The following is a 25,729-nucleotide window of genomic DNA, read 5'->3' as shown; positions in this document are numbered from 1 at the left end:
TACCGCCCGTTCGGCGCAGGACGGCGACAGTGCGAAATGTGCGACCGCCCTGCCCTCAGTCGCTCCCGTTCTGCGACTTGATCGCCGCCTTGATCGCCTCCTCGCCGACATCGGGGCAGACCTTCTCGATGAAGGCGTGCGCATAGCTGCGCAGGTAGGTGCCGCGGCGCACCGCCAGGCGCGTCGTGTTGGCGGGAAAGAGCGACGGCACCGGGATCAGCGCCAGGTTGCGATCCTGCTCCGGATCGTAGGCGACCGAGGCCACCACCCCGACACCGAGACCGAGGCCGACGTAGGTCTTGATGACGTCGGCGTCGATCGCCGAGAGCACGATGTCGGGAACGATGCCAGCATCGGCGAAGGCCTTGTCGACGTGCGCCCGCCCGGTGAAACCTTCGTGATAGGTGATGATCGGGTATTCGCTGAGCGTTTCCAGCGAGATCTCGCCGGCCGCCAGTAGCGGATGGCCGTGCGGCACGATGATGGCGTGGTGCCACGAATAGAACGGGAAGGAGGCCAGCTCCGGGACCCGGTCGACGCTTTCGGTGGCGATCCCGACATCAGCCTGCCCGGACACCACCAGATCGGCAATTTCGCTCGGGCTGCCCTGCAGCAGGGTCAGGTGCACCTTCGGGTAATCGCTCTTGAACCACTTGATGATCGCCGGCAGCGCATAGCGCGCCTGGGTATGCGTGGTGGCGATGACGAAATGCCCGGTTTCGCGGCTGGCGAACTGGTCGGCGATGCGGCGCAGGTTGTGGGTGTCGAGCAGGATGCGCTCGACGACCTGGGCCAGTTCCTTGCCCGGTTCGGTGAGGCCGAGCAGGCGCTTGCCGCGCCGCACGAAAATCTCGATGCCGAGTTCGTCCTCGAGATCCTTGATGTGCTTGCTGACGCCCGGCTGCGAGGTGTACAGGGCGTTCGCCACTTCTGTCAGGTTGAAGTCCTGGCGCACGGTTTCGCGCACGATGCGCAGTTGCTGGAAATTCATGGTCGCTTCCTCAGGCCGCCAGGCGGTCGTTGTGGAACACCCGGATGGCGCGCGGCCGCAGCGAAACGTGGTCGCCTTCGCGCAGGCCGAGGGTGTCGAAAATGGCGCGGGAAACCGAGACCTCGATCAGTTCGCCGTCCACGCGCGTCAGCTCGACCTGGGCCATCGGGCCGATGGCGATCACCCGGGCGATCCTGGCCGGCAGGCCGCCGGCATTGGCAGCTGCCGGCAGCAGGTCGAATTCGTGCGGCCGGACGAAGCCGACAGCCTGCTCGGCCGGCGCATGGCCATCGCCGAGCGCCAGCGCGTGTTCGCCGACGTGCAGGTGGCCGTCCTCGACACGGCCGTGGAAGAGGTTGACCGAACCGAGGAAACTGGCGACGAAGGGCGTCGCCGGGTGATCGTAAACCGCGTCCGGCGAACCGGTCTGCTCCACCCTGCCCTTGTTCATCAGGACCACGCTGTCGGAGACTTCCAGCGCCTCCTCCTGGTCGTGGGTCACGAACACGCTGGTCACGTGGATCTCGTCGTGCAACTGGCGCAGCCAGCGGCGCAACTCCTTGCGCACCTTGGCGTCGAGGGCGCCGAACGGCTCGTCGAGCAGCAGGACCTTGGGTTCGACGGCCAGCGCCCGGGCCAGCGCGATGCGCTGGCGCTGGCCGCCGGAAAGTTGCGACGGGTAGCGGTCGGCCAGCCAGCCGAGCTGGACGAGGTCGAGCAGGCGGCTGACGCGCTTGCGAATCTCGGCTTCGCTCGGGCGATGTCGGCGCGGCCGGACACGCAGCCCGAAAGCCACGTTGTCGAAGACGGTCATGTGGCGGAACAGCGCGTAGTGCTGGAAGACGAAGCCGACCTGGCGCTCGCGCACATGGCGGTCGGAAGCGTCGTCGCCTTCGAGCAGGATCTGCCCGCGGTCGGCGTACTCGAGACCGGCGATGATGCGCAGCAGCGTGGTCTTGCCGCAGCCGGAGGGTCCGAGCAGGGCGACCAGCTGGCCGGACGGGATGTCGATCGACACGTCGTCGAGGGCCTTGAAGGCGCCGAACTTCTTGCTGACGTTGCGGATGGCGATGCTCATGATTCGATCTCCGAAGCTTTGATGGATTCCTGCCGCTGGCGGCGGGTCTGCCGTTCGACCAGGGTCTTCAGGCCGAGGGTGACGATGGCCAGCAGGGCAAGTAGCGAGGCGACGGCGAAGGCGGCCGCGTAGTTGTATTCGTTGTAGAGGATCTCGACGTGCAGCGGCATGGTGTTGGTCTTGCCGCGAATGTGCCCGGAAACCACCGACACGGCACCAAACTCACCCATGGCGCGGGCGTTGCAGAGGATCACCCCGTACAGCAGGCCCCATTTGATGTTTGGCAGCGTGGTATGCCAGAAGACCTGCCAGCCGGAGGCACCGAGGACGACGGCGGCCTCCTCCTCTTCCGCGCCCTGCGCCTCCATCAGCGGAATCAGTTCACGCGCGACGAAGGGAAAGGTGACGAAAATGGTCGCCAGCACGATGCCCGGCACGGCGAAGATGATGCGGATATCGTGCTCGGCGAGCCACGGCCCGAACCAGCCCTGGGCGCCGAACATCAGGACGTAGATGAGGCCGGAAATGACCGGCGACACCGAAAACGGCAGGTCGATCAGGGTGATCAGCAGGCGCTTGCCGGGGAACTCGAACTTGGCGATGGCCCACGCGGCGGCAACGCCGAACACCAGGTTGAGCGGTACCGCGATGGCCGCCGTCAGCAGCGTCAGCCGGATCGCTGCCCAGGCGTCGGGCGACGACAGCGAGGCGAGGTAGGTTCCCCAGCCCTTGCGCAGCGCTTCGGCAAAGACCGTGCCGAGCGGCAGCAGCAGGAAGACGGCGAAGAAGGTCAAAGCAATGGTGATCAGGACCACCCTGACCCACGCCGGTTCGCAGGTACTGGGCGTCTCGTAGCGCTCGAGGGCGCCCGGTTGCAATGCGATGCTGGCGCTCATCTCAGGCTCCCTTGGTGTAGCGGTTCTGCATCCAGCCCTGCAGGCCGTTGATGACCAGCAGCAGGACGAAGGAAATGACCAGCATCACCGACGCGATGGCGGTGGCACCCTGGTAGTCGTACTGTTCGAGCTTGGTGATGATCATCAGCGGGGTGATTTCGGAAACCATCGGCACGTTGCCGGCGATGAAGATGACCGAGCCGTATTCGCCGACCGCCCGTGCGAAGGCCATCGCGAAACCGGTCAGCAGCGCCGGCGTCACGTGCGGCAGGATGATTTTCAGGAAGGTATGCCAGCGCGAGGCGCCGAGCCCGGCGGCGGCTTCCTCGACCTCCTTTTCGAGATCGGCGAGGACCGGCTGCACGGTACGCACGACGAAAGGCAGGCCGATGAAGACGAGCGCCAGCAGCACGCCGTTGGGCGTGTAGGCGATCTCGATGCCGAACGGCGCCAGCAGGCTGCCGATTGGCCCGTTCGGGGCATAGATGGTGGCCAGGGCGATGCCCGCCACCGCCGTCGGCAGGGCGAACGGCAGATCGACCAGGGCGTCGACCAGCCCCTTGCCGGGGAAGCGGTAGCGCACCAGCACCCAGGCGAAAATCAGCCCGAAAACGACGTTGACCGCAGCAGCCAGCAGCGAGGCGCCGAAACTGAGCTGGTAGGAGGCGACGACGCGCGGGTTGCTGATCGCAGCCCAGAACGCCTCCCAGCCCATGCCGAAGGTCTTGCCGGCGACGGCGGCGAGCGGAATGAGGACGATCAGCAGCAGATAGAACAACGTGTAGCCCAGGGTCAGGCCGAAGCCCGGCAGCGGACTGAAACGTTTCAGTTTTCCCATGAACAAGCTCCCGATGGATTTTCTTGTGCGCACCGCTGTTGCAATGCAGCATCGATGACTGCAGTGTAGGGGGCGCTATTTATAAGCAGAAATACTTAATTCAAAAATGTAAATTCATATTTTGAATAAAGAAGGGCGGGCGCCATGCCGGCCGCCCGCCCTTCCCGCTTCAATTCCGAATCAGCGCTTGGCGCCCGGGGCGTAGATCTGGTCGAAGACGCCGCCATCCGAGAAGTGCACCTTCTGGGCATTGCGCCAGCCACCGAAGACTTCGTCGATGGTCACCAGATTGACCTTGGCGAACTGCTTGCCGTACTTGGCCGCCACCTTGGCATCGCGCGGGCGGTAATAGTGCTTGGCAGCGATTTCCTGGCCCTCGCCCGAATAAAGATATTCGAGGTAAGCCTGCGCCACGTTGCGCGTGCCGCGCTTATCGACGATCTTGTCGACCACGGAAACCGGCGGCTCGGCGAGGATGGACAGCGACGGCGTGACGATCTCGAACTTGTCGGGTCCGAGCTCCTTGACCGCCAGGTGCGCCTCGTTTTCCCAGGCCAGCAGGACATCGCCAATGCCGCGCTCGACGAAGGTGGTGGTCGAGCCGCGCGCCCCGGAATCGAGCACCTTGACGTTGCCGAAAACCTGGCCGACGAACTCCTTCGCCTTGGCCTCGTTGCCGCCCGGCTGCTTGAGCGCGTAGGCCCAGGCCGCCAGGTAGTTCCAGCGGGCGCCGCCGGAGGTCTTGGGGTTGGGCGTGATGATCGAAACGCCCGGCTTGACCAGGTCGTTCCAGTCCTTGATACCCTTCGGGTTGCCCTTGCGCACCAGGAAGACGATGGACGAGGTGTAGGGCGAAGCGTTCTGCGGCAGGCGCTTCTGCCACTCCTGCGGCAGGATGCCCTTGTCGGCGATGGCGTCGATGTCGTAGGCCAGCGCCAGCGTCACGACGTCGGCCTCGATGCCATCGATCACCGAGCGCGCCTGCTTGCCGGAGCCGCCGTGCGACTGGTTGATCGTCACGTTGTCGCCGGCCTTGCCCTTCCAGTATTTGGCGAACGCCGCGTTGTAGTCCTGGTAGAGCTCGCGCGTCGGGTCGTAGGACACGTTGAGCAGGGAAACATCCGCCGCCAGCGCATTGCCGGCGACAAGCGAAGCGGCGATCAGGCCGGCGACGAGGGATTTGAGTTTCATGGTGACTCCGTTGCGTTGAGGTGGAGCGGAGTCTAAAAACAACGAAACGGCGCCAGAACGAATCATTCTTCATTTGCTTATACGCCGATCGGCAAATAGCTTGTGCCGGGCGCTGATAAGCGGCTCAGGTGCCGGGATCATCGCCGGCGAGGCGGATCAGGTAGCCGTGGGTGCGCAGCAGGCGGACAGCCTGCTCGATGTTGCGGCGGCTCCCTTTCTGCCTGACCGATACGCCGGCCGCCGCCTCCGGCGGCTTCAACTCGCAGCCGCAGCCCTGCAGCCAGGCGGCGATCACCTGCAGGCCCTTCTGGCCGATGCCTTCGGCCTGCTGCAGGCGGCGATACCCCAGCGCCGCCACCTCGGCCGGCGTGAACTCCGGGCGGTCGAAGATCTTGCGCAGCGCGTTGCGCTGCAGCGTCGGCAGGCGGCGCAGGGCGCCGGCATCGAGCGTCGCCGGCGGCACCCGCTGCGGGGCGCCGGGCGGGTCGTCCGGACAGGCACACAAGTCATCGACCATAGGGAATATTTCGGGCGCCGGTTGGCCATGCAAGGAAACAGGCGCGAAGCATAAAACCGCGGCCGGCGCTCCCGAACGACAATTTGCTGATATCGATATGCCTGAAAGCTGCCCTTTCCCCGGGCGCTTGGCGCGCGTCGTCGTTCTTTGCTTATGCAAATATTTTCGTTGGCCGCGCGCCGCCCCTGCCGCACAGTCGAAGCGTTTGCAACCGCTCCCGGCTGGGAATGAGTTCGATCCTGGCCCCCCATAGACAGGAAATACCCATGAGATCCATCCTGCCCACGCTGTCGGCGCCGCTGATGCCCGAGCCCGGCCACATGGCCAACACCTGCTACTCGCTGATCGACGACCGCCGCGGCATCCATGTCGCCGCGGTGCACCGCTACGACGCCGAGAAGAAAGTGCCGCTGCTCGGTGCTGGAGCGAGCGGTGTGTCGCCGGGTCCGTCGGTCGAGGAAGGCCTGTTTACGCAGGCCCGGGCCGGGAACCTCCGGTCCGACACCCTGCCCTGAGCGCAAGGCCATGACCAAGGTGCTCATCGTTCCCGGCCTGCGCAACAGCGGCCCGGCGCACTGGCAGAGCTGGTTCGAGGCCCTGCTCCCGGAAACCCGCCGCGTCGAGCAGGCCGACTGGGAGCGGCCCCGCCTGGACGCGTGGGCCGCCCGCGTCGGCGCCGCCATCGACGCCTGTGCTAAGCCGCCCTGGCTGGTCGCCCACAGCTTCGGCTGCCTGGCGACGGCCAGCGCCGGGCTGACGCGCGGCACGCGGATACGCGGCGCCCTCCTCGTCGCCCCGGCCGACCCGGCGCGCTTCGGCGAGCCGGTGGCGCCGCTGGCCCGGAAGCTGCCCTTCCCGAGCCTCGTCGTCGCCAGCGCCAACGACCCGTGGATGAAAAGCGGCGTCGCCGCGCAATGGGCCGAGCACTGGGGCAGCAGCTTCGTCAATATCGGCGCGGCGGGACACATCAACGTCGACTCCGGCCACGGCCCCTGGCCGCAGGGGCTGCAATTCTTCGAGCAGCTGCGCACCGGCAGGCTGCCGGCCGCCGACACCGCCTGACGCTGTCCGGCGCGGCATTAGATGAATTTCATATAAGCAACTGAATATCCGTTCTTTTGCCAGGTCGCCGGCAAGCCGTAGACTGTGCGGATCACCGCTGTCGCGTGCCATCGCCCTCTGCAATTTTGCCCATTTTCGGGCGTCGACCGCAGCAGGCTGCCCCGGCGGCACCTGCAGCTCCGAACCGTCCATCGCCAACCCCATGCCCGCAACCATCGCCGACACCGAGACCGAATCGATCGCCAGGGGACTGAAGTCCGTCGCCCATCCGCTGCGCCTGGGCATGCTGTGCCTGCTGGCCGACGGCGAACTGTCGGTCGGCGACATCTGCCAGGCGCTCGGCACCTCGCAGCCGAACATCTCGCACCACCTGTCGCTGCTCGCCAACCGCCGGCTGCTGACGGCCAGGAAGGACGCCAACCGCGTCCTCTACGCGCTGGCCAACCGCAGGATGGTTCCCGCCATCGAACTGCTGCGGCAGATCTACTGTCCGTGACCGGATACGGAAAAGCATTCCGCTGACCAACGAATCGCATCCGACCTGACCGGCTCAGATCGACCCTCAGCGGCCCGTCGCGACGTCAAGGGTTCAGCGGCAGGTATCCGAGGGGAGCGGTCGCAAAGTGTCTATGAGAATTAGGGCGAATCAATACGACGGCGAATCAATTCTTTCTATTTGAATACCAAAACCTTCTTATTTCGTCAGCGGTATATGCGGAGACCGAACCTACTCCGTTTTTCCAAATAGCCCATTTAAATCCATCATGGCTAACACTCCATCCGCGATCTTGAAAATCGCGAAGCAATTTTTCTTTTTCAGGGTCGCTTGGCAGGGAGACTAGTTCGGGTCTAGAAGATGCAAGAGCTTGCATTGATTGTGAGGTCGCCGGCTGCAAATGATTGGATGCCCCGTCCCCATCCTTCCTTGATAGAACGTCTGCTCGTTTCTCTATCGCTGCTGTATTAAGAAGTCTGTCAAGGTCAAGTCTCGAGTATATTTTTGTATGCGCACCATCTGGTGCAATAGCTACATCAATGATGCCCAATCCAAAGGGTTGAAATTTGTATCCGGCCTCGATAAGCCTTTGTTTGCGGGATTCAAATCGTTCGTCAACTGGATTAGGTGGAGTATTGCTTTGTGCGAATGCCTCAGGGCGTATGTTGCCTAGCTTTTTATTGGTAATCGTGGCGTCTTCATGTGACTGCCCATGGCTCTCTGACTTGGAACGCGCACTCTTGGGATTGAGAATCGACTTGGGAACCCCTCGTGCTTGGGCACTTAGGAGCTTGTCAAAATCCCACGAAAACCAACTTAACCCAACCCTGGCATCTCTTGCTGCTAGACCTGCAAAGATCAATCCAGCGGTTTTCTCAAGATCAACAGTGTTCAACGTCATTACATCTGCAAGCTTATCCAGGTTGGCCTGCGGATGCATGGTCTCAATTGCGTACAGCGTCCAACTAGTAATGCTCTTGTCAATAAATCGCGCTTGCGGATGACGATAGAAGCGAAGCTTGGCATCCAGAATACGGCTCACCCTTACGTTTTGGATTAACCCGGCTTCTCCGAGATGGGCAATGGCACACTCTTCGACGTGCTCAAAGGACTCATCATCCATCTCAAAATTTCTTGAAGCAATGGTTCTTCTCAGTTGCTCCAATACAGTGTGATCAACACTGGTCACGATACGTGTTTTCGTGAGTAGGCCTTCAATGCTGTGTTCAACCTGCTTGATGAACAGTTGGAAATCTTGACCACGCGCCATCGAGTCAAAAGCCGCTCTAGTCAGGGTGACTGTGCCGGCATGGTAAAGCTCACAATCTAGAGAGCTTCCCTTGTGATGGACGAAACAGTGATTCTCCTCAGGCGTATGGCGAACCCGTTTGAATACCTTTCCGCCGCAAACAGGACAGATCAAGTTAAGTGCTTTTGCCTTGTCGTAAGTGACGGCCACTGCGCGGTGCTCAACTCCGTCCTTCTGGCTCAGTGCGTATTCCATATCAATTTGGCCACTAGGATCAATGTCGGGTTTCTGGAGCGGGCAGCGCCGCACGACGTCCAAGGTTCTGCGTAAATTATTCAACTTGCCATGGGGTTGCACATGCGCCCGGAACCGCGTCGACGATGCGTTCAATCGTAGAGACTATACTTCCGAATAATGAGCTTTGCTTCACCGCAATTGGGGCATATATACGGTCCGGGCAAGAAGTAGACAAACTCATCTCCTATAAACCATTCAGCAACCTGCCTCATCGGCCCGGCTGGCTCGGTCGACCCCAGTGCCAACTCGATATTCTTAGAACCACAGGATGAACAACGGGGCGAATCCTCTGTATTCAAACCGCTCCCCTGGCTCTCAGATGGATGCCACATCCCGAGTACCCATGGCGCGAGTTTGCCTTCCTCCAGAACGTTTGTGGTTCCAATGTGACCACAATCATTGCAGATCACGACGGCATTGCAGACGGTGGCGAAATTCGCCATGCCCCCGGCACAAAAGAGTTCATCGGACTGAAATCCGCATGAGCACCTAGCGATCGATGAGTGTCCCATTGTTTGCCCCGCCATTTCCATTTTTAGATGCTGATAGCTTACGCGCAAACGCATAACTCAAACCAGCGACCGGTATCGGATGAGTTACCTACCGTTCGCGTGGCTCGATTCTTCACAGTCGCTACGTCCGCAGTTGGCCGACTGCTGTCTGACAACCCCTAGCCAGGATGACAATATTTCGTGGTCAGCAGTAATGAGACCAGGTGGTCGACTCAATCGAAATTTCGCAACCAGACATCCCGGCCAATGAAAACGGGCCCGCTTGGCGGGCCCGTTTCGTTTCCGGCGGCGATGCCTAAGCGGCGACCTTGCCCTTGCCGCGCGCCAGGCGGCGGATGACGGCCAGCATGCGGTCGATTTCCTCGCAGGTGTTGTAGAACGCCAGCGAAGGACGCACCGTCGCCTCGACGCCGAAGCGGCGCAGGATGGGCTGGGCGCAGTGGTGGCCGGAGCGCACCGCGATACCTTCCTCGTTCAGCGCCCGCCCGACTTCCTCGGTCGAGTAGCCGGCCAGCACGAAGGAGGCCACGCTCGCCTTGTCCGCCGCCGTGCCGATCAGGCGTACGCCGGGAATCGAGGACAGGCCGCGCGTCGCATAGACCAGCAGGTCGTGCTCGTAGCGGGCAATGTTCTCGATGCCGATGCGTTCGACGTAGTCCAAAGCCGCACCGAGGCCCACCGCGTCGGCGATGTTGCCGGTACCGGCTTCGAACTTGTTCGGGGCCGGCTGGAACAGCGTGCGCTCGAAGGTGACGTCGGCGATCATGTTGCCGCCGCCCTGCCAGGGCGGCATCTGCTCCAAGAGCGCCTGCTTGCCGTAGACCACACCGATGCCGGTCGGCCCGAAGATCTTGTGGCCGGAGAAGACGAAGAAGTCGGCATCGAGCGCCTGCACATTCACGCGCAGGTGCGACACCGATTGCGCCCCGTCGACCAGCACTTTCGCGCCGGCTGCGTGGGCCATGTCGATCACCTTCTTGATCGGCGTCACCGTGCCCAGCGCGTTCGAGACCTGCGTCACCGAAACCAGCTTGGTCTTCGGATTGAGCAGCTTCTGGTACTCGTCGAGCAGCAGTTGGCCGGAGTCGTCGACCGGGATGACACGAATCTTCGCCCCGACCTGCGCCGCCAGCTGCTGCCAGGGCACGATGTTGGCGTGGTGTTCGAGCAGCGAGACGATGATCTCGTCGCCCTCGCCGATGTTCTGCACGCCCCAGGTCTTCGCCACGAGGTTGATCGCCTCCGTCGCACCGCGCACGAAGATGATTTCGTCGGCCGAACCGGCGCCGAGAAAACGCTGCACCTTGTTGCGCGCCGCCTCGTAGGCATCGGTCGCCCGCGCCGCCAGCTCATGCGCCGCACGGTGAATGTTGGAATTCTCGTGGGCGTAGAAGTAGGACAGGCGGTCGATCACCGACTGCGGCTTTTGCGTCGTCGCGGCGTTGTCGAACCAGACCAGCGGCTTGCCGTTCACCCGTTCGTTGAGGATCGGGAAATCGCGGCGCACGGCACTGACGTCGAAGGCGGGTCTTGCCGTCGGGCCGGCATCCGGAACACGCGCCGCGTCAAGGAAATAGAAATTCCCCGTCTGCTGCGGTCGACCGTCCAAATCGGCCGATTTCCGTTCGCCGCCGATATCGGCCAGTAGCGCCAGTAACTCGCCCTGCCCCGGCAGGCCGAAACTCTGTGCGACGACCCGGTTTTCCGGCACCGACGGCGCCCCACCCGACTGGGTGTAGGGACTAGCGTCGCCCAGGAAATAGTAAGGCGAGCCTGGAGGCGAAACCGGCAACTGGTCGGAAAACTGGCTGGGCGGCTGCGGCGGCGTCACGCTCGGCAGTGAAGCCGCGTAAGCCTCCGGCACACCAAACTCGGCGCCACCACTGCCGATCGGGTCGACCGGATCGGGCGCTACCGGCACCGGTACGATGCTCGGGCCGGATTGCACCAGACTCGGCTCCGGTGCCGGTGCGCTACCGGCGCCGAGCGAAGTCGGCAGTCCGTCGAACGCAGGCAGCGCCGCACCGGGCAAGGTGCGGAAGAATTCCGAGGCAAGCCGTCCAAGCGTGGCTTCGTCCGGGATGCCGGGCAAGGGTGTGCCCGCCAGCCGCGCGACGCCGTTACTTGTAGGTGTCGGGATAGTCATGGTACTTGCCGATCTCCACGTCTTCGAGAACCGCCAGCGCGTCCGGAACCAGCACGGCCAGCGAGCAGTAAAGCGAAATCAGGTAGGACGCGATAGCGTTGCGGTTGATGCCCATGAAGCGCACCGACAGGCCCGGCGACTGCTCGCCGGCCAGACCGGGCTGGAACAGGCCGACGACGCCCTGGCGCTTGTCGCCGACGCGCAGCAGCAGAATCTTGGTCTTGCCGCCGTCGACCGGCACCTTGTCCGACGGGATCAGCGGGATACCGCGCCAGGTCAGGAACTGCGCGCCGAACAGCGAAACGGTCGGCGGCGGCACGCCACGGCGGGTGCATTCGCGGCCGAAAGCGGCGATCGCCAGCGGATGAGTCAGGAAGAAGGCCGGCTCCTTCCAGACTTTGGTCAGCAGTTCGTCGAGGTCGTCCGGGGTCGGGGCGCCGGTCAGCGTCGAGAGGATCTGGTCGTCATGGACGTTGGCGAGCAGGCCGTAGTCCGGGTTGTTGATCAGTTCCGACTCCTGGCGCTCCTTGATGGTCTCGATGGTCAGGCGCAGCTGTTCCTTGATCTGGTCGTGCGGGCTGGAATAAAGGTCGGAGACGCGGGTATGGACGTCGAGGATGGTGGTGACCGCGTTGAGGAAATACTCTCGCGGCGCCTCGTCGTAATCGACGTAGGTCTGCGGCAGTTCGGATTCGTCGCGCTGCGAGCAGGCGACGCGGACGTCGCGCGGGTTCTTGACCTGGTTCAGCCGGTAGATGCCGGCCTCGACCGGCAGCCATTGCAGCAGATGCACCAGCCAGCGCGGGGTGATGGTCGACAGCTGGGCCGTCGTCTTGGTCGCATTCGCCAGTTGCCGTGCGGCGATGTCGCCGAGGGCGGTCGCTTCGGGATGTTGTGCCATGCAGCATTCTCCTCAGATGAATAAATTAAATGGTTATGAAAAAATCAGATAAGCATTGTCGAAACGGGGGCTGCCGGCTTCAACATGCTATAGCCATCAAATGCCCTCGCCGCCTAGGCGGCGCGCCGCTCGCAATGCGCGAGCAGCCCGGAGAGCGGCAATTCCAGCGCCGAAGCCAGCTTGGCGGCCGTCGCCAGCGACGGAATCGCCCTGCCGCGCTCGACCTCGCCGATATAGGAACGGTTGAGGTCGGCCTTCTCGGCCAGCAGTTCCTGCGACCAGCCCTGCGCCTCGCGCAGTTCGCGCACCGCCCGGCCGAAGCTGTGGATGAACCCGGTCATTGCGCGACCCGGCCGGCACCACCCGGCTCGTGCTGCAGGCTTGCCTGCGAGACGTGGCTCCCCGGCGGGACGCTGCGGGTCAGCCAGACGTTTCCGCCGATGCTCGACCCGCGGCCGATGGTAATGCGTCCAAGAATGGTCGCGCCGGCATAAACCACCACCTCGTCCTCGAGGACGGGATGGCGCGGCGCGCCCTTCTCCAGCGCCCCGCTTTCGTCCTGCGTGAAGCGCTTGGCGCCCAGCGTCACGGCCTGGTAGAGCCGGACATGCCTGCCGATGATGGTCGTTTCGCCGATCACTACGCCGGTCCCGTGATCGATGAAGAAGCCCTCGCCGATCCGGGCGCCTGGATGAATGTCGATGCCGGTGGCCGAATGCGCGATCTCGGACAGGATGCGCGCGATCAGCGGCACGCCCTGCGAATACAGGGCATGCGCCAGCCGGTAATGGATCACCGCCAGGATGCCGGGATAGCAGAGTAGCACCTCATCGACGCTGCGCGCCGCCGGGTCGCCCTGGTAGGCGGCGATCACGTCGGTGTCGAGCAGAGCGCGCAGGGCCGGCAGCTGCTGGGCGAAGGCACGGACGATTTCGGCGGCGTGCTGCTCGACGCCCTCCTTCTCCTCGCACTGCAGGCGGCGGTTGTAGCCGAGTTCCAGCTGTACCTGCTGGAACAGCGCGTTGAGCGCCGTATCCAGCGTGTTCCCGACATAGAAATCCTCGCCCTCCTGGTGCAGTTCGGGCGGCCCGAGGCGCATCGGGAAGAGTACGCCGCACAGCGCCCCGGCAATGTCGCGCAGCGCTTCGCGCGACGGGAATTCGCGCACGGCGAACTCGAGGCTGCGATGCTGCGCGGCCCGCCAGCGTTCGCGGGCGCCGCGCAGCTCGCCGACGATCTCCCGGACGCCCCAGCCCCCGATTTGCTCGTAGGCGGGAATTGCGCCGGCTGCCGGGAGGAAACTCATGCTGGCAGCCCCGCTTCGTTGAACTGCCCTTCGAAAAGCACCGAGCTCAGGTAGCGCTCGCCGGAATCGGGCAGCACGACGACGATGGTCTTGCCGGCGTTCTCTGGTTTCTGCGCCAGGCGGGCGGCGACCGCGACAGCGGCACCGCTGGAAATGCCGGAGATAATGCCCTCCTCCTTCGCCAGGCGGCGCGCGTAGGCCACCGCGTCTTCGTTGCTAACCTGCTCGACGGCATCGACCAGCGACAGGTCGAGTACCCCCGGCACGAAGCCGGCGCCAATCCCCTGGATCTTGTGCGGCCCCGGCTTGACCGGTTCCCCGGCGCGCGTCTGGGTCAGCACCGGACTGGCGCTCGGCTCGACGGCGACCGACTGGATGGCCTTGCCCTTCGTCTGCTTGATGTAGCGCGAAACACCGGTGATCGTGCCGCCGGTGCCGACGCCCGAGACCAGGATATCGATGGCGCCCTCGGTGTCGTCCCAGATTTCCGGGCCGGTCGTCGCTTCATGAATCGCAGGGTTGGCCGGGTTCTTGAACTGCTGCAGCAGCACATACTTGCCGGGATCGGCGGCGGCAATCTCCTCGGCCTTGGCGACCGCGCCGCTCATGCCCTTGGCACCTTCGGTCAGCACCAGCTTGGCGCCGTAGGCGGTCAGCAGCTTGCGACGCTCGACGCTCATCGTTTCCGGCATGGTCAGCGTCAGCGGGATGCCCTTGGCGGCAGCCACGAACGCCAGCGCGATGCCGGTATTGCCGGAGGTCGGCTCGACCAGTTCCTTGCCTGGGCCGAGCAGGCCCTTCTGCTCGGCATCCCATATCAGCGCGGCGCCGATCCGGCACTTCACCGAATAGGCCGGGTTGCGCCCCTCGATCTTGGCCAGCACCGTGGCCGGTGCACCGTCGATGATGCGGTTGAGTTTGACGAGCGGCGTGTGGCCGATGGAATCGGCGTTGTCTTTGAACCATTTGGACATGCTGTTCTCCCTGAGTCGTTCGTGAATTCAGTCCTGCACCCACGGCAAGGCGGCGTGCCGCCAGCCATTGAAGGCGCCGCGTCGCTGCTGTTCGTCGAGATCGCCCTCGAAGCCTTCGAGGATGTTGAAGACGTTGCGGAACCCTGCCTTGGTCGCCGCCTCGGCAGCAGCCGCCGAGCGCTTGCCGGAACGGCAGAGCAGCAGGATCACGTCGTCCTTGCCGGCCTTGCCTTCCAGTTCCCGGGTGAAGCGCGGATTGCGCGACAGCGACAGGCCAGTCATCCAGGCGACGTGCTTCGTTTCCGGTACGTGGCCGACGAACTTGCGCTCCTCGGCGGTGCGTACGTCGATGAGAACCGCCTCGCCGGCCTGGAACAGGGTCCACGCATCCTGCGGCGTCACGCTGCCGGCATAGGGCAACTGGTCGCGCTCGGCGCGATGGCGGGCGTTGGCCAGGATCGGCGAGAGCGGGCTGGCGATCCCGGCCCCGTCCGGCACGGCGATCGCGTCGGCAGCTTGTTTGATATCGGCAACGGCTTCGGACATTTGCATCTTCCTTTCGCATCGGGCAGTCGGCAGCAGTAGCGGCCGGCCGTCGGGTTGGCAGAAGCGCCGGGAAATCGCTTTCGGCAGCGCGGTAAATGGCAATTTATTCCTCGCTAGTCATGCCAAGAACGAATAAAAATTCCGATCGATATAACAATCCTTGAAGAAGCCTTGATGGCGATCGCCATCAAGGTAGCGCTCAGAATTTCCAGCCGTAGGCAATCCCGAGAATGTCTTCGGAAAGATCGATGTCGGCCTCTCCGCCGCCGTAAGCAGCGGGAATCGAGCCGGAACCGTTGACCGTTTTCTTGAACGCGTGGGTGTAGGCGAAGCTGAGTTCGCCGGCCTGGCCGATGTTCCACGTCGCACCGAGGCTGAGGTGGTTCTGGACGACGCCCGGCGCCAGGATGTTGAGCAGCGTCTGGCTCTGCGGGATCGGCTGCGTGGCATGGCTGTAGCCGGCACGCAGGATCCAGTCGGACAGCGCGTACTCGACGCCGACCTTGCCGACCGTCACGTCCTTCCAGCCGAAACCGGGGCCGTTCGCGGTGCCGAACAGGTTGCCCGAGAACAGCTCGGACAGCTGGTTGCCGACCGATCTGACGTCGCTGTACTGGATGCGCTGCACGTCCGCGGCCAGCGTCAGCCGGTCGCTCGCCTTCCACGCCACGCCGGCGCCGAAATTGGCCGGGATGTCGAAACCGCCGTCTTCAGCGAACAGGCCCTTGTACTTGTCGAAGTTGCCGCTCTTCGTCTTCGACGCCCAGGTAGCGCCGATGGTCACCTCCGGGGTGATGCGGCCGGTGTAGCCGAGGCGCACGCCCCAGCCGGTTGCCGAATCGGTGCCCTGGTTGGTGAAATTGCCCGGGCTGGCCGAGTAGGCGCCGAAGGGACCGATGCCCTCGGCCTTGAAGCGCTGGTAGGCAAAGTTGAGCGCGAGCCCGAGGGCATGGTTTTCGGTCAGCTTGTAGGCGACCGACGGCGAAACGTACAGCTGTTCGAGATTGACGCCGGCCGACCCGGTCGCGCCGAAAGCGCGGAACGGATTGTTGCCGTAATCGGTGTTCATGCCCCCGTTGCCGTAAATCGCCACGCCGAGCGCGACTTCCGGCGACACCTGCCGGACGAAGCCGAGTTCCGGAATGAAGAAGTTCTGCGTGTCGTTGGCGTCGTAGCTGCCGTTCAGCCCGGCGCCGTTGCCGCTGATCTCGCTGCCGCGCGCCGGGCGAAACCAGGTCAGGCCGACATCGAAGCGGTTGCCGACGAACGCCGTGCCGGCCGGATTCGTCGCGGCGGCAAGACCGTCCTGCGGCAGGGCGATGGCGGTGCCGGCAAGGCCCTGCGACTTGACGCCATAGCCGTGCGAAAAATAGCCGTTGGTGGCGAGTGCCAGGCCGGGCCCCAACAGCAGCGGCAGCACGGCAGTGTGAATGAGCGGGCGAATCTGCATGAAAAATCTCCGAAGCGAATCCTGTTGACATGGAGGCGTCACGTTAATGACGGCTTCCGGCTATCCGAACGAATCGCTTCTTCGATGCTTATTACGGGCAGGCCTGGGGCTACCCAGCTGCGGTCGACATATCGAAATAGCCAAAAAATATTTGTCGACCGCAGCAGGGCGACGCAGAATGGCCGAACCCCGCCGGATTTAATCGATAACTTGCCAGCGCGGACGACAAGTACTGGCTAAAGCGTCGCTCGCTCCATCCTTCCCGGGAGCCGGCCGCGCCGGACCGACTGGGAAGCAAGGAGCGACACCATGGTTCTGACCCTCGAACTGCCGATCCGCCATACGCGGACCGACCCTTTTTCCGATTACGAAAGCCGCTTCGGCGCCCTGCCCGGCTGGCTCGACGAGATCGGCGCCGCCGAGGCGAGCGCGCTGGTCCGCCAGGCCTTGCGCCGCGGGGCGCCGCTGTGCCCCGCCGACCACCTGTCGTGACGGTGCTCAGGCGCGGAGGCAGGCCAGCGCGCTGCTCAGCTGGCCGACGCTGCGCCGGCTGAAGACGACGGGCACGGCCATCTGGTCGGCCACCCGGCGAATCTTCCTGGCCAGCCCGTGACTGACCTGGTCGACCATGACGACGACGACCCGGGTATCGAGCGGAATCGGGCGATGCGCCTCGCTCTGGTTGCGCCCGCTCCAGTGGCGTACCGGCGTGAAGCACTGTCCGGCCAGAAAATCCCGATACGGCCCCACGCGGTCACCACCGACGATCAACGCTGCCATGACGTTCTCCTGCAATATCGACGGTGAAAATCTAATCGCGGGAAAGCGCGCCGGAAACGACGGAGTTGATCGAAGCAAATAAGGGCACGCGCCATAAGCATTTCGTGCCTGCGGCAGCTGCATATCCTTATGCCGATAAATTCGTTCCGCGACGACACGCGGCGACCTATCGTGCCGACTCATTTCAGAACGGGAACGAAAGCATGGGCGACCCGGAACTCCTGCGTAACCTCAGGGAAAGACGTCTGCCGGAAGTCCGATTACGGGACCAGGTCGTTCAGGTCGGCGTCATTCTCGGCATCGTTCTCTGCGGCTGGCTGATCTGGCGGTAAGCGCCGGTTCGTCGCAATCATCAACGGAAGCGGCCGCATTCACAGCGTCCCGAGCCGCCGCATCCGTGCCGCCACGAGCCATTCGTACGCTTCCATCCCGAACGCCATCGCGATGACGAACGCCGCCGCCGGCAGCTTGCCGGCGCCCAGACCGACCAACGCCGAACCGGGGCAAAATCCCGACAGCCCCCAGCCGATGCCGAAAATGACGCTGCCGAGGAGCAAGGGCGCATCGATCGCCGCATTCGCTTCCGGCGCGACCGGCGTTCCCAGCCAGGTCGTCGTGCGGCGGCGCGCCAGCGCATAGGCCGGTGCCGCAACGCCGATGGCGCCGCCCATCACCAGCGCCAGCGATGGGTCCCAGCGGCCCGCGATATCGAGAAAAGCCAGCACTTTCACTGGTTCGGTCATGCCCGCCACAATCAGGCCGATGCCGAAGGTGGTGCCGAGCAGCAATGCAAGGAGCCAGGCCATCTCAGGCGCCGATCAGGTGACGGCTAACGAAGACGGTCGCCATGCCGCTGCCCATGAAGCACAGGACGGCGATCAGCGAGCGCCGCGAGAACCTCGCCAGGCCGCATACGCCGTGGCCGCTGGTGCAACCGTTGGCCAACCTGGTGCCGAAGCCGACCAGCAAGCCCGCCACCACGAGAATTGCCCAGCCGCCAGGCGCATCGACGGCTGGCGTGGACAGCGACAGCGCCCCAGGCGTCACGACCGACCAGACGGCGGGGGCGATCAGCAGCCCCCCGAGAAATGCGAGGCGCCAACCCGCCTCCGCCATTTCGCCCTGCAGCACGCTGCCGAGTATGCCGCTGATGCCGGCGATCCGGCCGAGGCTCAGGAACAACAGAGCGGCCACCAGCCCGATCAGGCTGCCGCCGGCCAGGGCCGACCACGGCGTGAAATTGCTCCAGTCGATAATCATGCGCGCTCCCTTGAAAAGAGCCTGGGACCATAGCAACCGCGCGGCAATTCGGGAAACGACGTATCTTTCATATGGATATAAACGGCGCCGAATAAATACCGAAAAACAGAATCGTTCGCCACGAAAGTCTCATGGCTTAAATTCCCGCCCAGCCCGAATCGCGGCACCCAAACGCGTGAACCTCAAGGAGACCTGCCATGCCCCTCAGCGATCTGATCCGAACGCTCAATGCGCCATCGGGCGCCCTGCCCGGCCGCTATGCCCGCTCCGGGCTGGATCAGCCGTTCGTTGCGGTCTACGGCCGGGTATTCCTGCATTACGCCAACATTCGTCTCGAATCGCACTTCCTGCCCATCGTCGAAAGCCACAGCGGCAGGACGCACGGTCATGCCGCCTCGCTGCAGGCCTTCGGGCTTTCCAGCCGGCAGCCGATCGCGCCCGAAGCCGTCTTCGTGCTGCCGACCGACGACGCCGAATTTGTCTATCTCGACCGCCTGGTGCGCACCCTGCACGCCCTCAACTACCTGACGCGACCGACCCGCGGCAACCTGCTGCTGCAGGTCCACGCCCGCCACGTGATGAGTGTTCCCGCCGACCACGGCCTGGCGTTCGAGGAAATCCTGCGGCCATGCGGCCTGTTCCCCGAGCAGATCACGCTGGAAATCGACATCGAGGGCGTCGAGGACACGCCGCATCTGATCAGGGCCGTCGCCAGCTACCGTTCGCGCGGTTATGGCATCGCCGTCAGCCATTTCGGCCGCCGCCGGATCGATTTCGGCATCCTCCGCGAGCTGCGCCCGGATATCGTCAAGCTCGACGGCCTGCTGCTCTCGTCCGCCCGTCCGCTGAAGCGGATCATCGAGGTGCTGCACCAGCTGCCGGCACGGGTCCTGATCGAAGGCATCGACACCGCGGCCATGCGCAAGGGCGCACAGGCCGGCAACATTGATCTGCTGCAGGCGCACGCCCCGCTCCGCCGCCTGCTCCACGCGGTGCCGGTGGCGACCGCCAGCAATGCCATACGCATCAGGAGCGCCGCCTGAGATTGCGCGGTCGACCTTCACGGAAAGTAGAAAGTGCAAGGTTTCATCCCTGCCCCTTCCGCGTTCCGGCGATGCCCCCTCGGGGCCGATTAACACGCTGTAACACTTCATTACATTCCGAATGACATCCGGGCGGGAGCGGTGCGCGTTGTTCGCATTAGGCTTCGGGAATGCCTGCCGACGATTCCCGAAGCATTTCACCGACTCACAAGGAGACCACCATGCACACAATGGACCACTACCGTCTTTCCCGGATGCTCGACACCGGCAAGCGCCGGCCGCCAAACCTCGACGTCATGGGCGAGGAGGAACTGCTTTCCTTCCATCTGACGCATCACGGCGGCTTCAACCCCCAGCTGCTGTTCCGGAAGGCGGGCACCGCCGCCCAGTCGGCGACCGATCTCCTCGCGGTTTATGCGGATTGCAAGCGCAAGGCCATCGTTTGCCGGCGCGAAGGGAACGTCGAAGAGGCGCGCGGCTGGGAAATGCAGTGCGACAAGGCGTATTCAATGTTGCCGGAGTTCGCCCGTTGGTGACTCGGCGTCCACCGCGGGCCACCAAAAGGACAAAAGGCCGAAGGGAGCATTCCCTTCGGCCTTCCTGATCTGTCGGCGGGCAGGATCTGCCGGAAGCCTACCTGACCTCGATCGTGATCGTCTTTCCCGATTTGCCGCCGGCCCGGCGCAGCAGCTCGGCAATGTCCGTATTGGAATTCTTCAGGGCGATGTCGAATGCGGTTTCACCCGATTCGAGATTCTTGTTCGGATCGGCCCGGTTGGCGAGCAACAGCTTGACGATCTCGATGTGACCGCCGCGCGCCGCGACGATCAAGGCGGTGCTGCCGTTTTCGCTGGCCGCATTGACGTCGGCACCGGATTTGACGAGCAGCTTCGCGATATCCAGGTGACCGTTGAAGGCAGCGTAGATCAGCGGGGTCCAGCCCGACATGTTGACGTTGGCCCCACCGGCGATCAGCAGTTCGGCGACTTTCAGGTGGCCGCGAAACGCGGCCAGGCGCAGGGCCGTATCGCCGGCGGCGTTGCGGGCATTGACCTTGGCGCGCTGCTTGATCAGGTAATCGACCAGATCCTCGTGGCCGTCGCGCGCCGCCAGCATCAGCAGCGTATTGCCCTCGATGTCGGTCGTATCGACCGAGGCGCCGCGTTTGACCATCTGGGCGATATCGCTTGTGTCGCCCAGCTTGGCGGCGCTGATCAGATCGTCGTAGGTGGCCGCGGACGCGATGAAAGGCATGCTGGCGGCCAGCAGGAGCGCAAGAATGTTCTTTTTCATGATTGTTGGGGGCGAATTGCGTGTTTGAAAAGACTGAAGAAATTGGCGGTCGTCGCCGCGCCGACCTCTTCCGGAGAAAGCTGGCGCAGGCGCGCGATTTCCTCGGCGACGTGGCGGACGTAGGCCGGTTCGTTGGTCTTGCCGCGGTGGGGAACTGGGGCCAGATAGGGTGAATCGGTCTCGATCAGGATGCGGTCGAGCGGCGTCCTTTGCGCTGCTTCCTTGATGGCGAGCGCGCTCTTGAAGGTGACGATGCCGGAAAACGAGATGTAGAAGCCAAGATCGAGGGCCTGCCTGGCGACCTCCCAGGTTTCGGTAAAGCAGTGCATGACGCCGCCGACCGACGGCGCCCCCTCCTCGGCCAGGATGCGCAGCGTATCCTCGGCGGCATCGCGCATGTGGACGACCAGCGGCTTGCCGCTGGCGACCGCCGCGCGAATGTGCCGCCGGAAGCGGTCACGCTGCCATTCCGGACGGTCCTTCTGCCAGTAGTAATCAAGGCCGGTTTCGCCGATGGCGATCACCTTGGGATGAGCAGCCAGCGCGACCAGCTTCGCTTCGTCGGGCTCTTCGGCATCGGTGTATTCGGGATGCACGCCGACCGTGGCGTAGAGATGCGGATGGGCTTCGGCCAGCGCCAGAACGCGCGGAAAATCCTCGAGATTGACGCCGATGCAGACCGCACAACCCACGTCGTTGAGCCGCATGCGCTCGAGAATCTCGGGCAGGCGCCCGGCCAGATCGGGAAAATCGAGATGGCAGTGCGAATCGACCAGCATTCCCGAGGGGGTCAGAGGGTATGCGTCGGGCGGGTGGACTGCAGCACGCCGCCGAGCAGGCCCTCTATCTTGCGCCGCGCTTCCTGGCCGCTTTCGTCGTTGTTGAAATGCACGCCGATCCCCTGGGCCCGGCCGTTTTGCGCCCCCGCCGGGGTTATCCAGACCACCGTCCCGGCGATCGGCAGCTTGGCCGGGTCGTCCATCAGCGACAGCAGCATGAAGACCTCGTCGCCGATGTTGTAGTTGCGCGTCGTCGGGATGAAGATGCCGGCATTGCGCAGATGCGGCATGAACGCGGCATAGAGCGCCGATTTCGAATTGATGTTCAGCGAGAGAACGCTCGGGCGTTGCGCTGCGGCGGGTTTGGCGTCACTCATTGTCGTTCGGTCCTCAACAGACCTCGATAGTCCATGAACAGGCCCTCCAGGAACAGGCGGGCATTAAGCGGTTGCTCGGCCTCGCGGCGGCGCGTCAGCAGGAGCCGGTAGGCGCGCACGATTCGTGCGGGGGGAATCATATCAGCCAGCCCTGAAATTGTGGCCTGTTGCGGCAGAAAATATCGAACGGGCAGCCCGTTGCCGGCCAGGGTCAGATCGACCAGCCATTTCTGCATGGCTTCGACCACGGAACGCAGCATCAGCCTGCCCTTGCTTTCCTTGACGAACTTTTCCAGCTCGGCCGCCAGACCGAGTGGATCCAGTTCCTCCCCCGCGGCAAGGCGGCGGGTCAGGAGATCCAGCCAGCCGCCATCGCCGGCGGCGGCAAGTTCGCTCGCCAGGCAGGGCGATCCTCCGGCGAGCGCCAGCCAGCGCCCCGGCTGATCGAGCCCGTCGGCCGCCAGGGCGGATTCCGCGACGGCCGCCGGCGGCACGCTGACCGGAACGACCTGGCAACGGCTGCGGATCGTTGGCAGCAAGCGTAGCGGCTCATTTGAAACAAGTAAAAATAGGGTACTTGGCGCCGGTTCTTCAAGCGTTTTAAGAAGCGCGTTTGCGGTATTGCGGTTCATCGCATCGGCCGGGCTGATGACAACGACCTTCAGCCCGGCGCGATGCGCTCCGACATTCAGAAAGTCGTCGAGTCCGCGCACCTGGTCGATGGTTATCTGCTGGCTGGCCTTCTTCTTCCCGTCTTCCGCGTCAGCCTCTTCGCCAAGCGCCTGAGGTTGCAGCAGACGATAATCCGGGTGGTTACCCTGCTCGAACCAGTTGCAGGCGAGGCAGCGGCCGCAGGCCGTACCATCGTCCGCCGGGCTTTCGCACAACAGGCCCTGAGCGAATGCCTGGGCCAGCGCGAATTTTCCGAGCCCGCGCTGGCCGATCAGCAGAAGCGCGTGCGGCAGTCGCGCACGTTGGGCCTGGAGTTTTCCCCAGGTGGATGAATGAAGGCTTATAAAGTTCATAAACAAATACTTGAAACGATTTTTTCAAGTAATTTGCGAATATCTTCTATGCTCTGCTGGGCATCGATGACGCGCATCCGCGAGGGTGCCGAGTGGGCGCGTTCGAGATAGGCCTGACGGACACGCTCATGGAAATCGGCGCGTTCCTGCTCGAAGCGATCGAGGACCCGGCTCGCCAGCACGATGCGCTCGCGCGCCACGTCGAGCGGCAGGTCGAAGAGCAGGGTCAGGTCCGGCTGCAGATGCCCATGCACCCAGTGTTCGAGCTGCTGGAACTTCGCCCGGTCGAGCCCGCGCCCGCCGCCCTGATAGGCATAGGTCGCATCGCTGAAGCGGTCGCAGACCACCCACTCCCCCCTGGCGAGCGCCGGTTCGATCACTTTCGCCAGGTGCTCCCGCCGCGCGGCAAACATCAGCAGGGTTTCGGTTTCCAGATGCATCGACGAATGGAGCAGCAATTCCCGCAGCTTTTCGCCCAGTTCGGTGCCGCCCGGCTCGCGCGTGACGCGGACCACCAGCCCCTTCTGGCGCAGCAGCTCGGCCAGCCATTCGACATGGCTGCTCTTGCCGGCGCCGTCGATGCCTTCGAAGGTAATGAATTTTCCTCTCACTTGCCGCCTTTCTGGTATTTGCCGACCGCCTTGTTGTGTTCATCGAGCGTGCGCGAAAACTGGCTGCTGCCATCGCCGCGGGCCACGAAATAGAGGGCATCGCTGGACGCCGGATGGAGTGCCGCCTGGATGGCCGCCAGCCCCGGCATGGCGATCGGCGACGGCGGCAGTCCGCTGCGCGTGTAGGTATTGTACGGAGTGTCGGTTTGCAGGTCCCGCTTGCGCAGATTGCCATCGAAAGCCTCGCCGAGCCCGTAGATCACCGTCGGATCGGTCTGCAGCAGCATGCCCCTCCGCAGGCGATTGACGAACACCGCGGCAACCATTTCGCGATCCTCGCTGCGCCCGGTTTCCTTTTCCACGATCGATGCCATGATCAGCGCTTCGTACGGGGTCTTGTAGGGCAGATTGGCCTCCCGGCCGCTCCATGCGACGTCCAGTTTCTTGCGCATGGCCCGGTGGGCGCGGGCGAGCAACTCCAGATCGCTCGATTGCTTGTCGAAAAGATAGGTATCGGGAAGCAGCCAGCCGTCGATGTGGGCGCCATCGATCCCCAGGCGGGAGGCGATTTCGGCTTCCGGGAGTCCTGCCGTGTCGTGTTTCAGATCCGGATGCTGGTCGAGCCGCGCGCGCCACTGGCGGAAGGTCCAGCCTTCGACGAGGAGCGATTCGCCCTGGGTGACGTCGCCGCGCGCCAGCTTGGCCAGCAGTTCTTCCGGCGTCACGCCTTGCCTGACCGAATAACTGCCGGCCTTGATGCCGGTGGCGACACCGCGCCAGCGGGCGAGCAGCGCCAGCAGATCGGCATTGACGCCGACCCCCGCCTCCTGCATTTGTGCCACCGCCGAACGCAGCGTGCTTTTTGGCGCGACGCGGAAATCCACCGTGGCGTCGCGCAGCGCGATGGGCGAATTCGCCCACCAGGCGCCTGCCACGATCAGCGCGGCGAGCAAAATGCCCAGAAAAAATAACAACTTGAGGAATGAACGCAAGGGAACTCGCAGGCGGCAACCGGGTCACGCCCACCAGAAACGGGCATAATCGAACGGACGCTATAATATCCCAAACCCCAACAGGAGCCCTCATGAACCCCAACTGGCGCAGCTTTCTGGAATCCAAGGGAGCCGTATTCGGCGATGGATCCGACGAAATTCAGAGCTTCGGCGATGCTGCCGGCGAGCTTCAGGCAGCCCGCGAGCAGACCGTTATGGTGCCGCTGGCGCACCTGGCCCTGATCGAAGCCACCGGCGAGGATGCCAAGGCGTTTCTGCACGGCCAGTTCACCAGCGACATCAACCACCTGGGCGCCGATCAGGTGCAGCATTCGGCCTGGTGTACGGCCAAGGGACGCATGCAGGCCAGCTTCCTCGCCTGGCGCACGACCGATGCCTACCAGCTGGCCCTGGCGGCGGATCTCGAAGCCGCCTCGCTGAAACGCCTGCAGATGTTCGTGCTGCGCGCCAAGGTCAAGTTCGCCTCGCTAGGCGACCGCCGCGCCCTGCTCGGCCTCGCCGGCCCGCAGGCCGCCGCGGCGCTCGCCGATGCGGCGTTGCCGGCGCCGTCAGCCGCGATGACCACGGCGAGCAGCGAACAGGCGACGGTGATCCGGCTCGAAGCGGACCGCTATATCGTTTCCGCGGCCGTCGATGCGCTTCCCGCGCTATGGCAGCAGCTTGCGCCCAAGGCCAGGGCGGCCGGCCTGCCGGCCTGGCGCTGGCTCGACATCCAGGCCGGCTTTCCGCTGGTGACGGCAGCGACCAAGGAAGAATTCGTGCCGCAAATGGCCGATTTCGAAAAGCTCGGCGGCGTGAGTTTTCACAAGGGCTGCTATCCCGGCCAGGAAATCGTCGCGCGCACCCAGTATCTCGGAAAGGTGAAACGCCACCTGTACCGCGTCAGGAGCGACCAGGCGCTGGCGGCCGGCACCGACCTGCATTCGCCGGACAATCCGGACCAGACCTGCGGCATGATCGTCAGCGGCGCGCCCTCGCCGACCGGCGGTTACGAGGCGCTGGCGGTGGTGCAGTCGAATTTTGCCGACAACCTGCATCTCGGTTCGCGCGAAGGCCCCCGGATCGAGGCTGTTGCGGTCAACCCCTGAAAAAGGGCAA

At 63.9% G+C, this 25,729-nt stretch carries 31 protein-coding genes; 8 read left to right on the top strand and 23 right to left on the bottom strand.

The features are described 5' to 3' along the window. Window positions 1–55: 55 nt before the first annotated feature. The 6 genes from GH660_RS09370 to GH660_RS09345 form a co-directional block, all read right to left on the bottom strand. A complete protein-coding gene (locus tag GH660_RS09370) occupies window positions 56–991 on the bottom strand; it encodes a CysB family HTH-type transcriptional regulator (protein WP_153146400.1) in 936 nt (311 codons plus the stop codon). Window positions 992–1,001: 10 nt separating this feature from the next. After that, the gene (locus tag GH660_RS09365; RefSeq protein ID WP_153146399.1) at window positions 1,002–2,069 is read right to left on the bottom strand and encodes a sulfate/molybdate ABC transporter ATP-binding protein; all 1,068 of its coding nucleotides are present in this window, start codon (window positions 2,067–2,069) and stop codon (window positions 1,002–1,004) included. Continuing rightward, window positions 2,066–2,965 carry a sulfate ABC transporter permease subunit CysW gene (gene cysW, locus GH660_RS09360; RefSeq protein WP_153146398.1) on the bottom strand — a complete coding sequence of 300 codons (900 nt, stop codon included), beginning with the start codon at window positions 2,963–2,965 and terminating at the stop codon, window positions 2,066–2,068. Before cysW ends, GH660_RS09365 begins: the two co-directional genes overlap by 4 nt. A 1-nt stretch (window position 2,966) precedes the next feature. Further along, the gene (cysT, locus tag GH660_RS09355; protein WP_153146397.1) at window positions 2,967–3,803 is read right to left on the bottom strand and encodes a sulfate ABC transporter permease subunit CysT; all 837 of its coding nucleotides are present in this window, start codon (window positions 3,801–3,803) and stop codon (window positions 2,967–2,969) included. 180 nt (window positions 3,804–3,983) lie between these two features. Next, window positions 3,984–4,994 (bottom strand): sulfate ABC transporter substrate-binding protein, encoded by a 1,011-nt coding sequence (locus GH660_RS09350; protein ID WP_153146396.1) that lies wholly within the window; start codon window positions 4,992–4,994, stop codon window positions 3,984–3,986. 124 nt (window positions 4,995–5,118) lie between these two features. After that, a complete protein-coding gene (locus GH660_RS09345; RefSeq protein WP_153146395.1) occupies window positions 5,119–5,511 on the bottom strand; it encodes a hypothetical protein in 393 nt (130 codons plus the stop codon). A gap of 266 nt (window positions 5,512–5,777) precedes the next feature. On the opposite strand from GH660_RS09345, the gene GH660_RS09340 reads away from it, so the two are divergent. From GH660_RS09340 to GH660_RS09330, 3 genes are all read left to right on the top strand, one after another. Further along, window positions 5,778–6,026 (top strand): FCSD flavin-binding domain-containing protein, encoded by a 249-nt coding sequence (locus tag GH660_RS09340; RefSeq protein WP_228276438.1) that lies wholly within the window; start codon window positions 5,778–5,780, stop codon window positions 6,024–6,026. A gap of 10 nt (window positions 6,027–6,036) precedes the next feature. Continuing rightward, window positions 6,037–6,573: an alpha/beta hydrolase gene (locus tag GH660_RS09335; RefSeq protein ID WP_153146393.1), complete on the top strand. Its 537-nt coding sequence runs from the start codon at window positions 6,037–6,039 to the stop codon at window positions 6,571–6,573. A 202-nt stretch (window positions 6,574–6,775) separates the two neighbouring features. Further along, window positions 6,776–7,069, top strand: coding sequence for a helix-turn-helix transcriptional regulator (locus tag GH660_RS09330; RefSeq protein ID WP_153146392.1), 294 nt, complete (start codon window positions 6,776–6,778; stop codon window positions 7,067–7,069). A 166-nt stretch (window positions 7,070–7,235) separates the two neighbouring features. On the opposite strand, the gene GH660_RS09325 is transcribed toward GH660_RS09330, so the two are convergent. The 8 genes from GH660_RS09325 to GH660_RS09290 all read right to left on the bottom strand — a co-directional run bounded on the left by GH660_RS09325 (window position 7,236) and on the right by GH660_RS09290 (window position 16,450). Continuing rightward, a complete protein-coding gene (locus GH660_RS09325; protein ID WP_153146391.1) occupies window positions 7,236–8,573 on the bottom strand; it encodes a hypothetical protein in 1,338 nt (445 codons plus the stop codon). Window positions 8,574–9,422: 849 nt separating this feature from the next. Continuing rightward, on the bottom strand, window positions 9,423–11,273 hold the full coding sequence (locus GH660_RS09320; protein ID WP_153146390.1) for a family 2A encapsulin nanocompartment cargo protein cysteine desulfurase: 1,851 nt from the start codon (window positions 11,271–11,273) through the stop codon (window positions 9,423–9,425). After that, entirely contained in the window at window positions 11,248–12,174 is a 927-nt protein-coding gene (locus GH660_RS09315) for a family 2A encapsulin nanocompartment shell protein (protein WP_153146389.1), read from the bottom strand. The genes GH660_RS09320 and GH660_RS09315 overlap by 26 nt, the downstream gene beginning before the upstream one ends. A gap of 113 nt (window positions 12,175–12,287) precedes the next feature. After that, complete coding sequence (locus tag GH660_RS09310) at window positions 12,288–12,515, bottom strand: helix-turn-helix domain-containing protein (protein ID WP_153146388.1); 228 nt, start codon at window positions 12,513–12,515, stop codon at window positions 12,288–12,290. Next, complete coding sequence (epsC, locus tag GH660_RS09305; RefSeq protein ID WP_153146387.1) at window positions 12,512–13,480, bottom strand: serine O-acetyltransferase EpsC; 969 nt, start codon at window positions 13,478–13,480, stop codon at window positions 12,512–12,514. The genes GH660_RS09310 and epsC overlap by 4 nt, the downstream gene beginning before the upstream one ends. Next, on the bottom strand, window positions 13,477–14,454 hold the full coding sequence (gene cysK, locus GH660_RS09300; protein WP_153146386.1) for a cysteine synthase A: 978 nt from the start codon (window positions 14,452–14,454) through the stop codon (window positions 13,477–13,479). Before cysK ends, epsC begins: the two co-directional genes overlap by 4 nt. Window positions 14,455–14,481: 27 nt before the next feature. After that, window positions 14,482–15,000 (bottom strand): rhodanese-like domain-containing protein, encoded by a 519-nt coding sequence (locus tag GH660_RS09295; protein WP_153146385.1) that lies wholly within the window; start codon window positions 14,998–15,000, stop codon window positions 14,482–14,484. Between the two features lie 199 nt (window positions 15,001–15,199). Continuing rightward, window positions 15,200–16,450 (bottom strand): OmpP1/FadL family transporter, encoded by a 1,251-nt coding sequence (locus GH660_RS09290; RefSeq protein ID WP_153146384.1) that lies wholly within the window; start codon window positions 16,448–16,450, stop codon window positions 15,200–15,202. 309 nt (window positions 16,451–16,759) lie between these two features. Here GH660_RS09290 and GH660_RS09285 point away from each other — a divergent pair, with 309 nt between their 5' ends. Further along, window positions 16,760–16,942: a hypothetical protein gene (locus GH660_RS09285; protein ID WP_153146383.1), complete on the top strand. Its 183-nt coding sequence runs from the start codon at window positions 16,760–16,762 to the stop codon at window positions 16,940–16,942. A 6-nt stretch (window positions 16,943–16,948) separates the two neighbouring features. Here GH660_RS09285 and GH660_RS17895 read toward each other — a convergent pair whose 3' ends face one another. Further along, a complete protein-coding gene (locus GH660_RS17895; RefSeq protein WP_194266277.1) occupies window positions 16,949–17,230 on the bottom strand; it encodes a DUF2325 domain-containing protein in 282 nt (93 codons plus the stop codon). Window positions 17,231–17,295: 65 nt separating this feature from the next. Here GH660_RS17895 and GH660_RS17890 point away from each other — a divergent pair, with 65 nt between their 5' ends. Continuing rightward, entirely contained in the window at window positions 17,296–17,562 is a 267-nt protein-coding gene (locus GH660_RS17890) for a hypothetical protein (RefSeq protein WP_194266276.1), read from the top strand. Window positions 17,563–17,601: 39 nt separating this feature from the next. On the opposite strand, the gene GH660_RS09275 is transcribed toward GH660_RS17890, so the two are convergent. Next, a complete protein-coding gene (locus GH660_RS09275; RefSeq protein WP_153146381.1) occupies window positions 17,602–18,036 on the bottom strand; it encodes a DUF6691 family protein in 435 nt (144 codons plus the stop codon). A 1-nt stretch (window position 18,037) separates the two neighbouring features. Continuing rightward, window positions 18,038–18,490 carry a YeeE/YedE family protein gene (locus GH660_RS09270; RefSeq protein WP_153146380.1) on the bottom strand — a complete coding sequence of 151 codons (453 nt, stop codon included), beginning with the start codon at window positions 18,488–18,490 and terminating at the stop codon, window positions 18,038–18,040. Between the two features lie 197 nt (window positions 18,491–18,687). Between GH660_RS09270 and GH660_RS09265 the strand changes: the two genes are divergently transcribed. Both GH660_RS09265 and GH660_RS09260 read left to right on the top strand, forming a co-directional pair. Beyond that, window positions 18,688–19,533: an EAL domain-containing protein gene (locus tag GH660_RS09265; protein ID WP_153146379.1), complete on the top strand. Its 846-nt coding sequence runs from the start codon at window positions 18,688–18,690 to the stop codon at window positions 19,531–19,533. A gap of 221 nt (window positions 19,534–19,754) precedes the next feature. Continuing rightward, window positions 19,755–20,069 carry a hypothetical protein gene (locus GH660_RS09260; protein ID WP_153146378.1) on the top strand — a complete coding sequence of 105 codons (315 nt, stop codon included), beginning with the start codon at window positions 19,755–19,757 and terminating at the stop codon, window positions 20,067–20,069. A gap of 97 nt (window positions 20,070–20,166) precedes the next feature. Here the strand turns inward: GH660_RS09260 and GH660_RS09255 are convergent, their stop codons facing one another. Genes GH660_RS09255 through mltG form a run of 6 tightly spaced genes read right to left on the bottom strand, consistent with a single transcriptional unit; the run spans window position 20,167 to window position 24,610 of the window. Then, window positions 20,167–20,826: an ankyrin repeat domain-containing protein gene (locus GH660_RS09255; RefSeq protein ID WP_153146377.1), complete on the bottom strand. Its 660-nt coding sequence runs from the start codon at window positions 20,824–20,826 to the stop codon at window positions 20,167–20,169. Beyond that, the gene (locus GH660_RS09250) at window positions 20,823–21,605 is read right to left on the bottom strand and encodes a TatD family hydrolase (protein WP_153146376.1); all 783 of its coding nucleotides are present in this window, start codon (window positions 21,603–21,605) and stop codon (window positions 20,823–20,825) included. The genes GH660_RS09255 and GH660_RS09250 overlap by 4 nt, the downstream gene beginning before the upstream one ends. An 11-nt stretch (window positions 21,606–21,616) precedes the next feature. Continuing rightward, entirely contained in the window at window positions 21,617–21,982 is a 366-nt protein-coding gene (locus GH660_RS09245) for a PilZ domain-containing protein (protein WP_153146375.1), read from the bottom strand. After that, entirely contained in the window at window positions 21,979–23,007 is a 1,029-nt protein-coding gene (gene holB / locus GH660_RS09240; RefSeq protein WP_153146374.1) for a DNA polymerase III subunit delta', read from the bottom strand. Before holB ends, GH660_RS09245 begins: the two co-directional genes overlap by 4 nt. Then, complete coding sequence (gene tmk / locus GH660_RS09235; RefSeq protein ID WP_153146373.1) at window positions 23,004–23,618, bottom strand: dTMP kinase; 615 nt, start codon at window positions 23,616–23,618, stop codon at window positions 23,004–23,006. Before tmk ends, holB begins: the two co-directional genes overlap by 4 nt. Next, window positions 23,615–24,610 (bottom strand): endolytic transglycosylase MltG, encoded by a 996-nt coding sequence (gene mltG / locus GH660_RS09230; RefSeq protein WP_153146372.1) that lies wholly within the window; start codon window positions 24,608–24,610, stop codon window positions 23,615–23,617. The genes tmk and mltG overlap by 4 nt, the downstream gene beginning before the upstream one ends. Window positions 24,611–24,702: 92 nt before the next feature. On the opposite strand from mltG, the gene GH660_RS09225 reads away from it, so the two are divergent. Further along, window positions 24,703–25,719 (top strand): folate-binding protein YgfZ, encoded by a 1,017-nt coding sequence (locus GH660_RS09225; protein ID WP_153146371.1) that lies wholly within the window; start codon window positions 24,703–24,705, stop codon window positions 25,717–25,719. Window positions 25,720–25,729: the final 10 nt, after the last annotated feature.

Origin of the sequence: Dechloromonas sp. H13, from assembly GCF_009469615.1 — a bacterium.
Taxonomy (GTDB): Bacteria; Pseudomonadota; Gammaproteobacteria; order Burkholderiales; family Rhodocyclaceae; genus Azonexus.
This window is presented reverse-complemented; position numbering and strand designations above follow the sequence as displayed.

Coding starts and splice junctions, on each gene's coding strand:
- GH660_RS09245 (WP_153146375.1), bottom strand. CDS start 21,982: ATGAGTGACGCCAAACCCGCCGCAGCGCAACGCCCGAGCGTTCTCTCG.
- cysK (WP_153146386.1), bottom strand. CDS start 14,454: ATGTCCAAATGGTTCAAAGACAACGCCGATTCCATCGGCCACACGCCG.
- GH660_RS09255 (WP_153146377.1), bottom strand. CDS start 20,826: ATGAAAAAGAACATTCTTGCGCTCCTGCTGGCCGCCAGCATGCCTTTC.
- cysW (WP_153146398.1), bottom strand. CDS start 2,965: ATGAGCGCCAGCATCGCATTGCAACCGGGCGCCCTCGAGCGCTACGAG.
- GH660_RS09325 (WP_153146391.1), bottom strand. CDS start 8,573: ATGGAATACGCACTGAGCCAGAAGGACGGAGTTGAGCACCGCGCAGTG.
- epsC (WP_153146387.1), bottom strand. CDS start 13,480: ATGAGTTTCCTCCCGGCAGCCGGCGCAATTCCCGCCTACGAGCAAATC.
- GH660_RS09285 (WP_153146383.1), top strand. CDS start 16,760: ATGGTTCTGACCCTCGAACTGCCGATCCGCCATACGCGGACCGACCCT.
- cysT (WP_153146397.1), bottom strand. CDS start 3,803: ATGGGAAAACTGAAACGTTTCAGTCCGCTGCCGGGCTTCGGCCTGACC.
- GH660_RS09350 (WP_153146396.1), bottom strand. CDS start 4,994: ATGAAACTCAAATCCCTCGTCGCCGGCCTGATCGCCGCTTCGCTTGTC.
- GH660_RS09225 (WP_153146371.1), top strand. CDS start 24,703: ATGAACCCCAACTGGCGCAGCTTTCTGGAATCCAAGGGAGCCGTATTC.
- GH660_RS09370 (WP_153146400.1), bottom strand. CDS start 991: ATGAATTTCCAGCAACTGCGCATCGTGCGCGAAACCGTGCGCCAGGAC.
- GH660_RS17895 (WP_194266277.1), bottom strand. CDS start 17,230: ATGGCAGCGTTGATCGTCGGTGGTGACCGCGTGGGGCCGTATCGGGAT.
- holB (WP_153146374.1), bottom strand. CDS start 23,007: ATGAACTTTATAAGCCTTCATTCATCCACCTGGGGAAAACTCCAGGCC.
- GH660_RS09290 (WP_153146384.1), bottom strand. CDS start 16,450: ATGCAGATTCGCCCGCTCATTCACACTGCCGTGCTGCCGCTGCTGTTG.
- GH660_RS09270 (WP_153146380.1), bottom strand. CDS start 18,490: ATGATTATCGACTGGAGCAATTTCACGCCGTGGTCGGCCCTGGCCGGC.
- GH660_RS09345 (WP_153146395.1), bottom strand. CDS start 5,511: ATGGTCGATGACTTGTGTGCCTGTCCGGACGACCCGCCCGGCGCCCCG.
- GH660_RS09330 (WP_153146392.1), top strand. CDS start 6,776: ATGCCCGCAACCATCGCCGACACCGAGACCGAATCGATCGCCAGGGGA.
- GH660_RS09320 (WP_153146390.1), bottom strand. CDS start 11,273: ATGACTATCCCGACACCTACAAGTAACGGCGTCGCGCGGCTGGCGGGC.
- GH660_RS09340 (WP_228276438.1), top strand. CDS start 5,778: ATGAGATCCATCCTGCCCACGCTGTCGGCGCCGCTGATGCCCGAGCCC.
- GH660_RS09315 (WP_153146389.1), bottom strand. CDS start 12,174: ATGGCACAACATCCCGAAGCGACCGCCCTCGGCGACATCGCCGCACGG.
- GH660_RS09265 (WP_153146379.1), top strand. CDS start 18,688: ATGCCCCTCAGCGATCTGATCCGAACGCTCAATGCGCCATCGGGCGCC.
- GH660_RS09365 (WP_153146399.1), bottom strand. CDS start 2,069: ATGAGCATCGCCATCCGCAACGTCAGCAAGAAGTTCGGCGCCTTCAAG.
- GH660_RS09260 (WP_153146378.1), top strand. CDS start 19,755: ATGCACACAATGGACCACTACCGTCTTTCCCGGATGCTCGACACCGGC.
- GH660_RS09250 (WP_153146376.1), bottom strand. CDS start 21,605: ATGCTGGTCGATTCGCACTGCCATCTCGATTTTCCCGATCTGGCCGGG.
- GH660_RS09295 (WP_153146385.1), bottom strand. CDS start 15,000: ATGTCCGAAGCCGTTGCCGATATCAAACAAGCTGCCGACGCGATCGCC.
- GH660_RS09275 (WP_153146381.1), bottom strand. CDS start 18,036: ATGGCCTGGCTCCTTGCATTGCTGCTCGGCACCACCTTCGGCATCGGC.
- GH660_RS09335 (WP_153146393.1), top strand. CDS start 6,037: ATGACCAAGGTGCTCATCGTTCCCGGCCTGCGCAACAGCGGCCCGGCG.
- GH660_RS09310 (WP_153146388.1), bottom strand. CDS start 12,515: ATGACCGGGTTCATCCACAGCTTCGGCCGGGCGGTGCGCGAACTGCGC.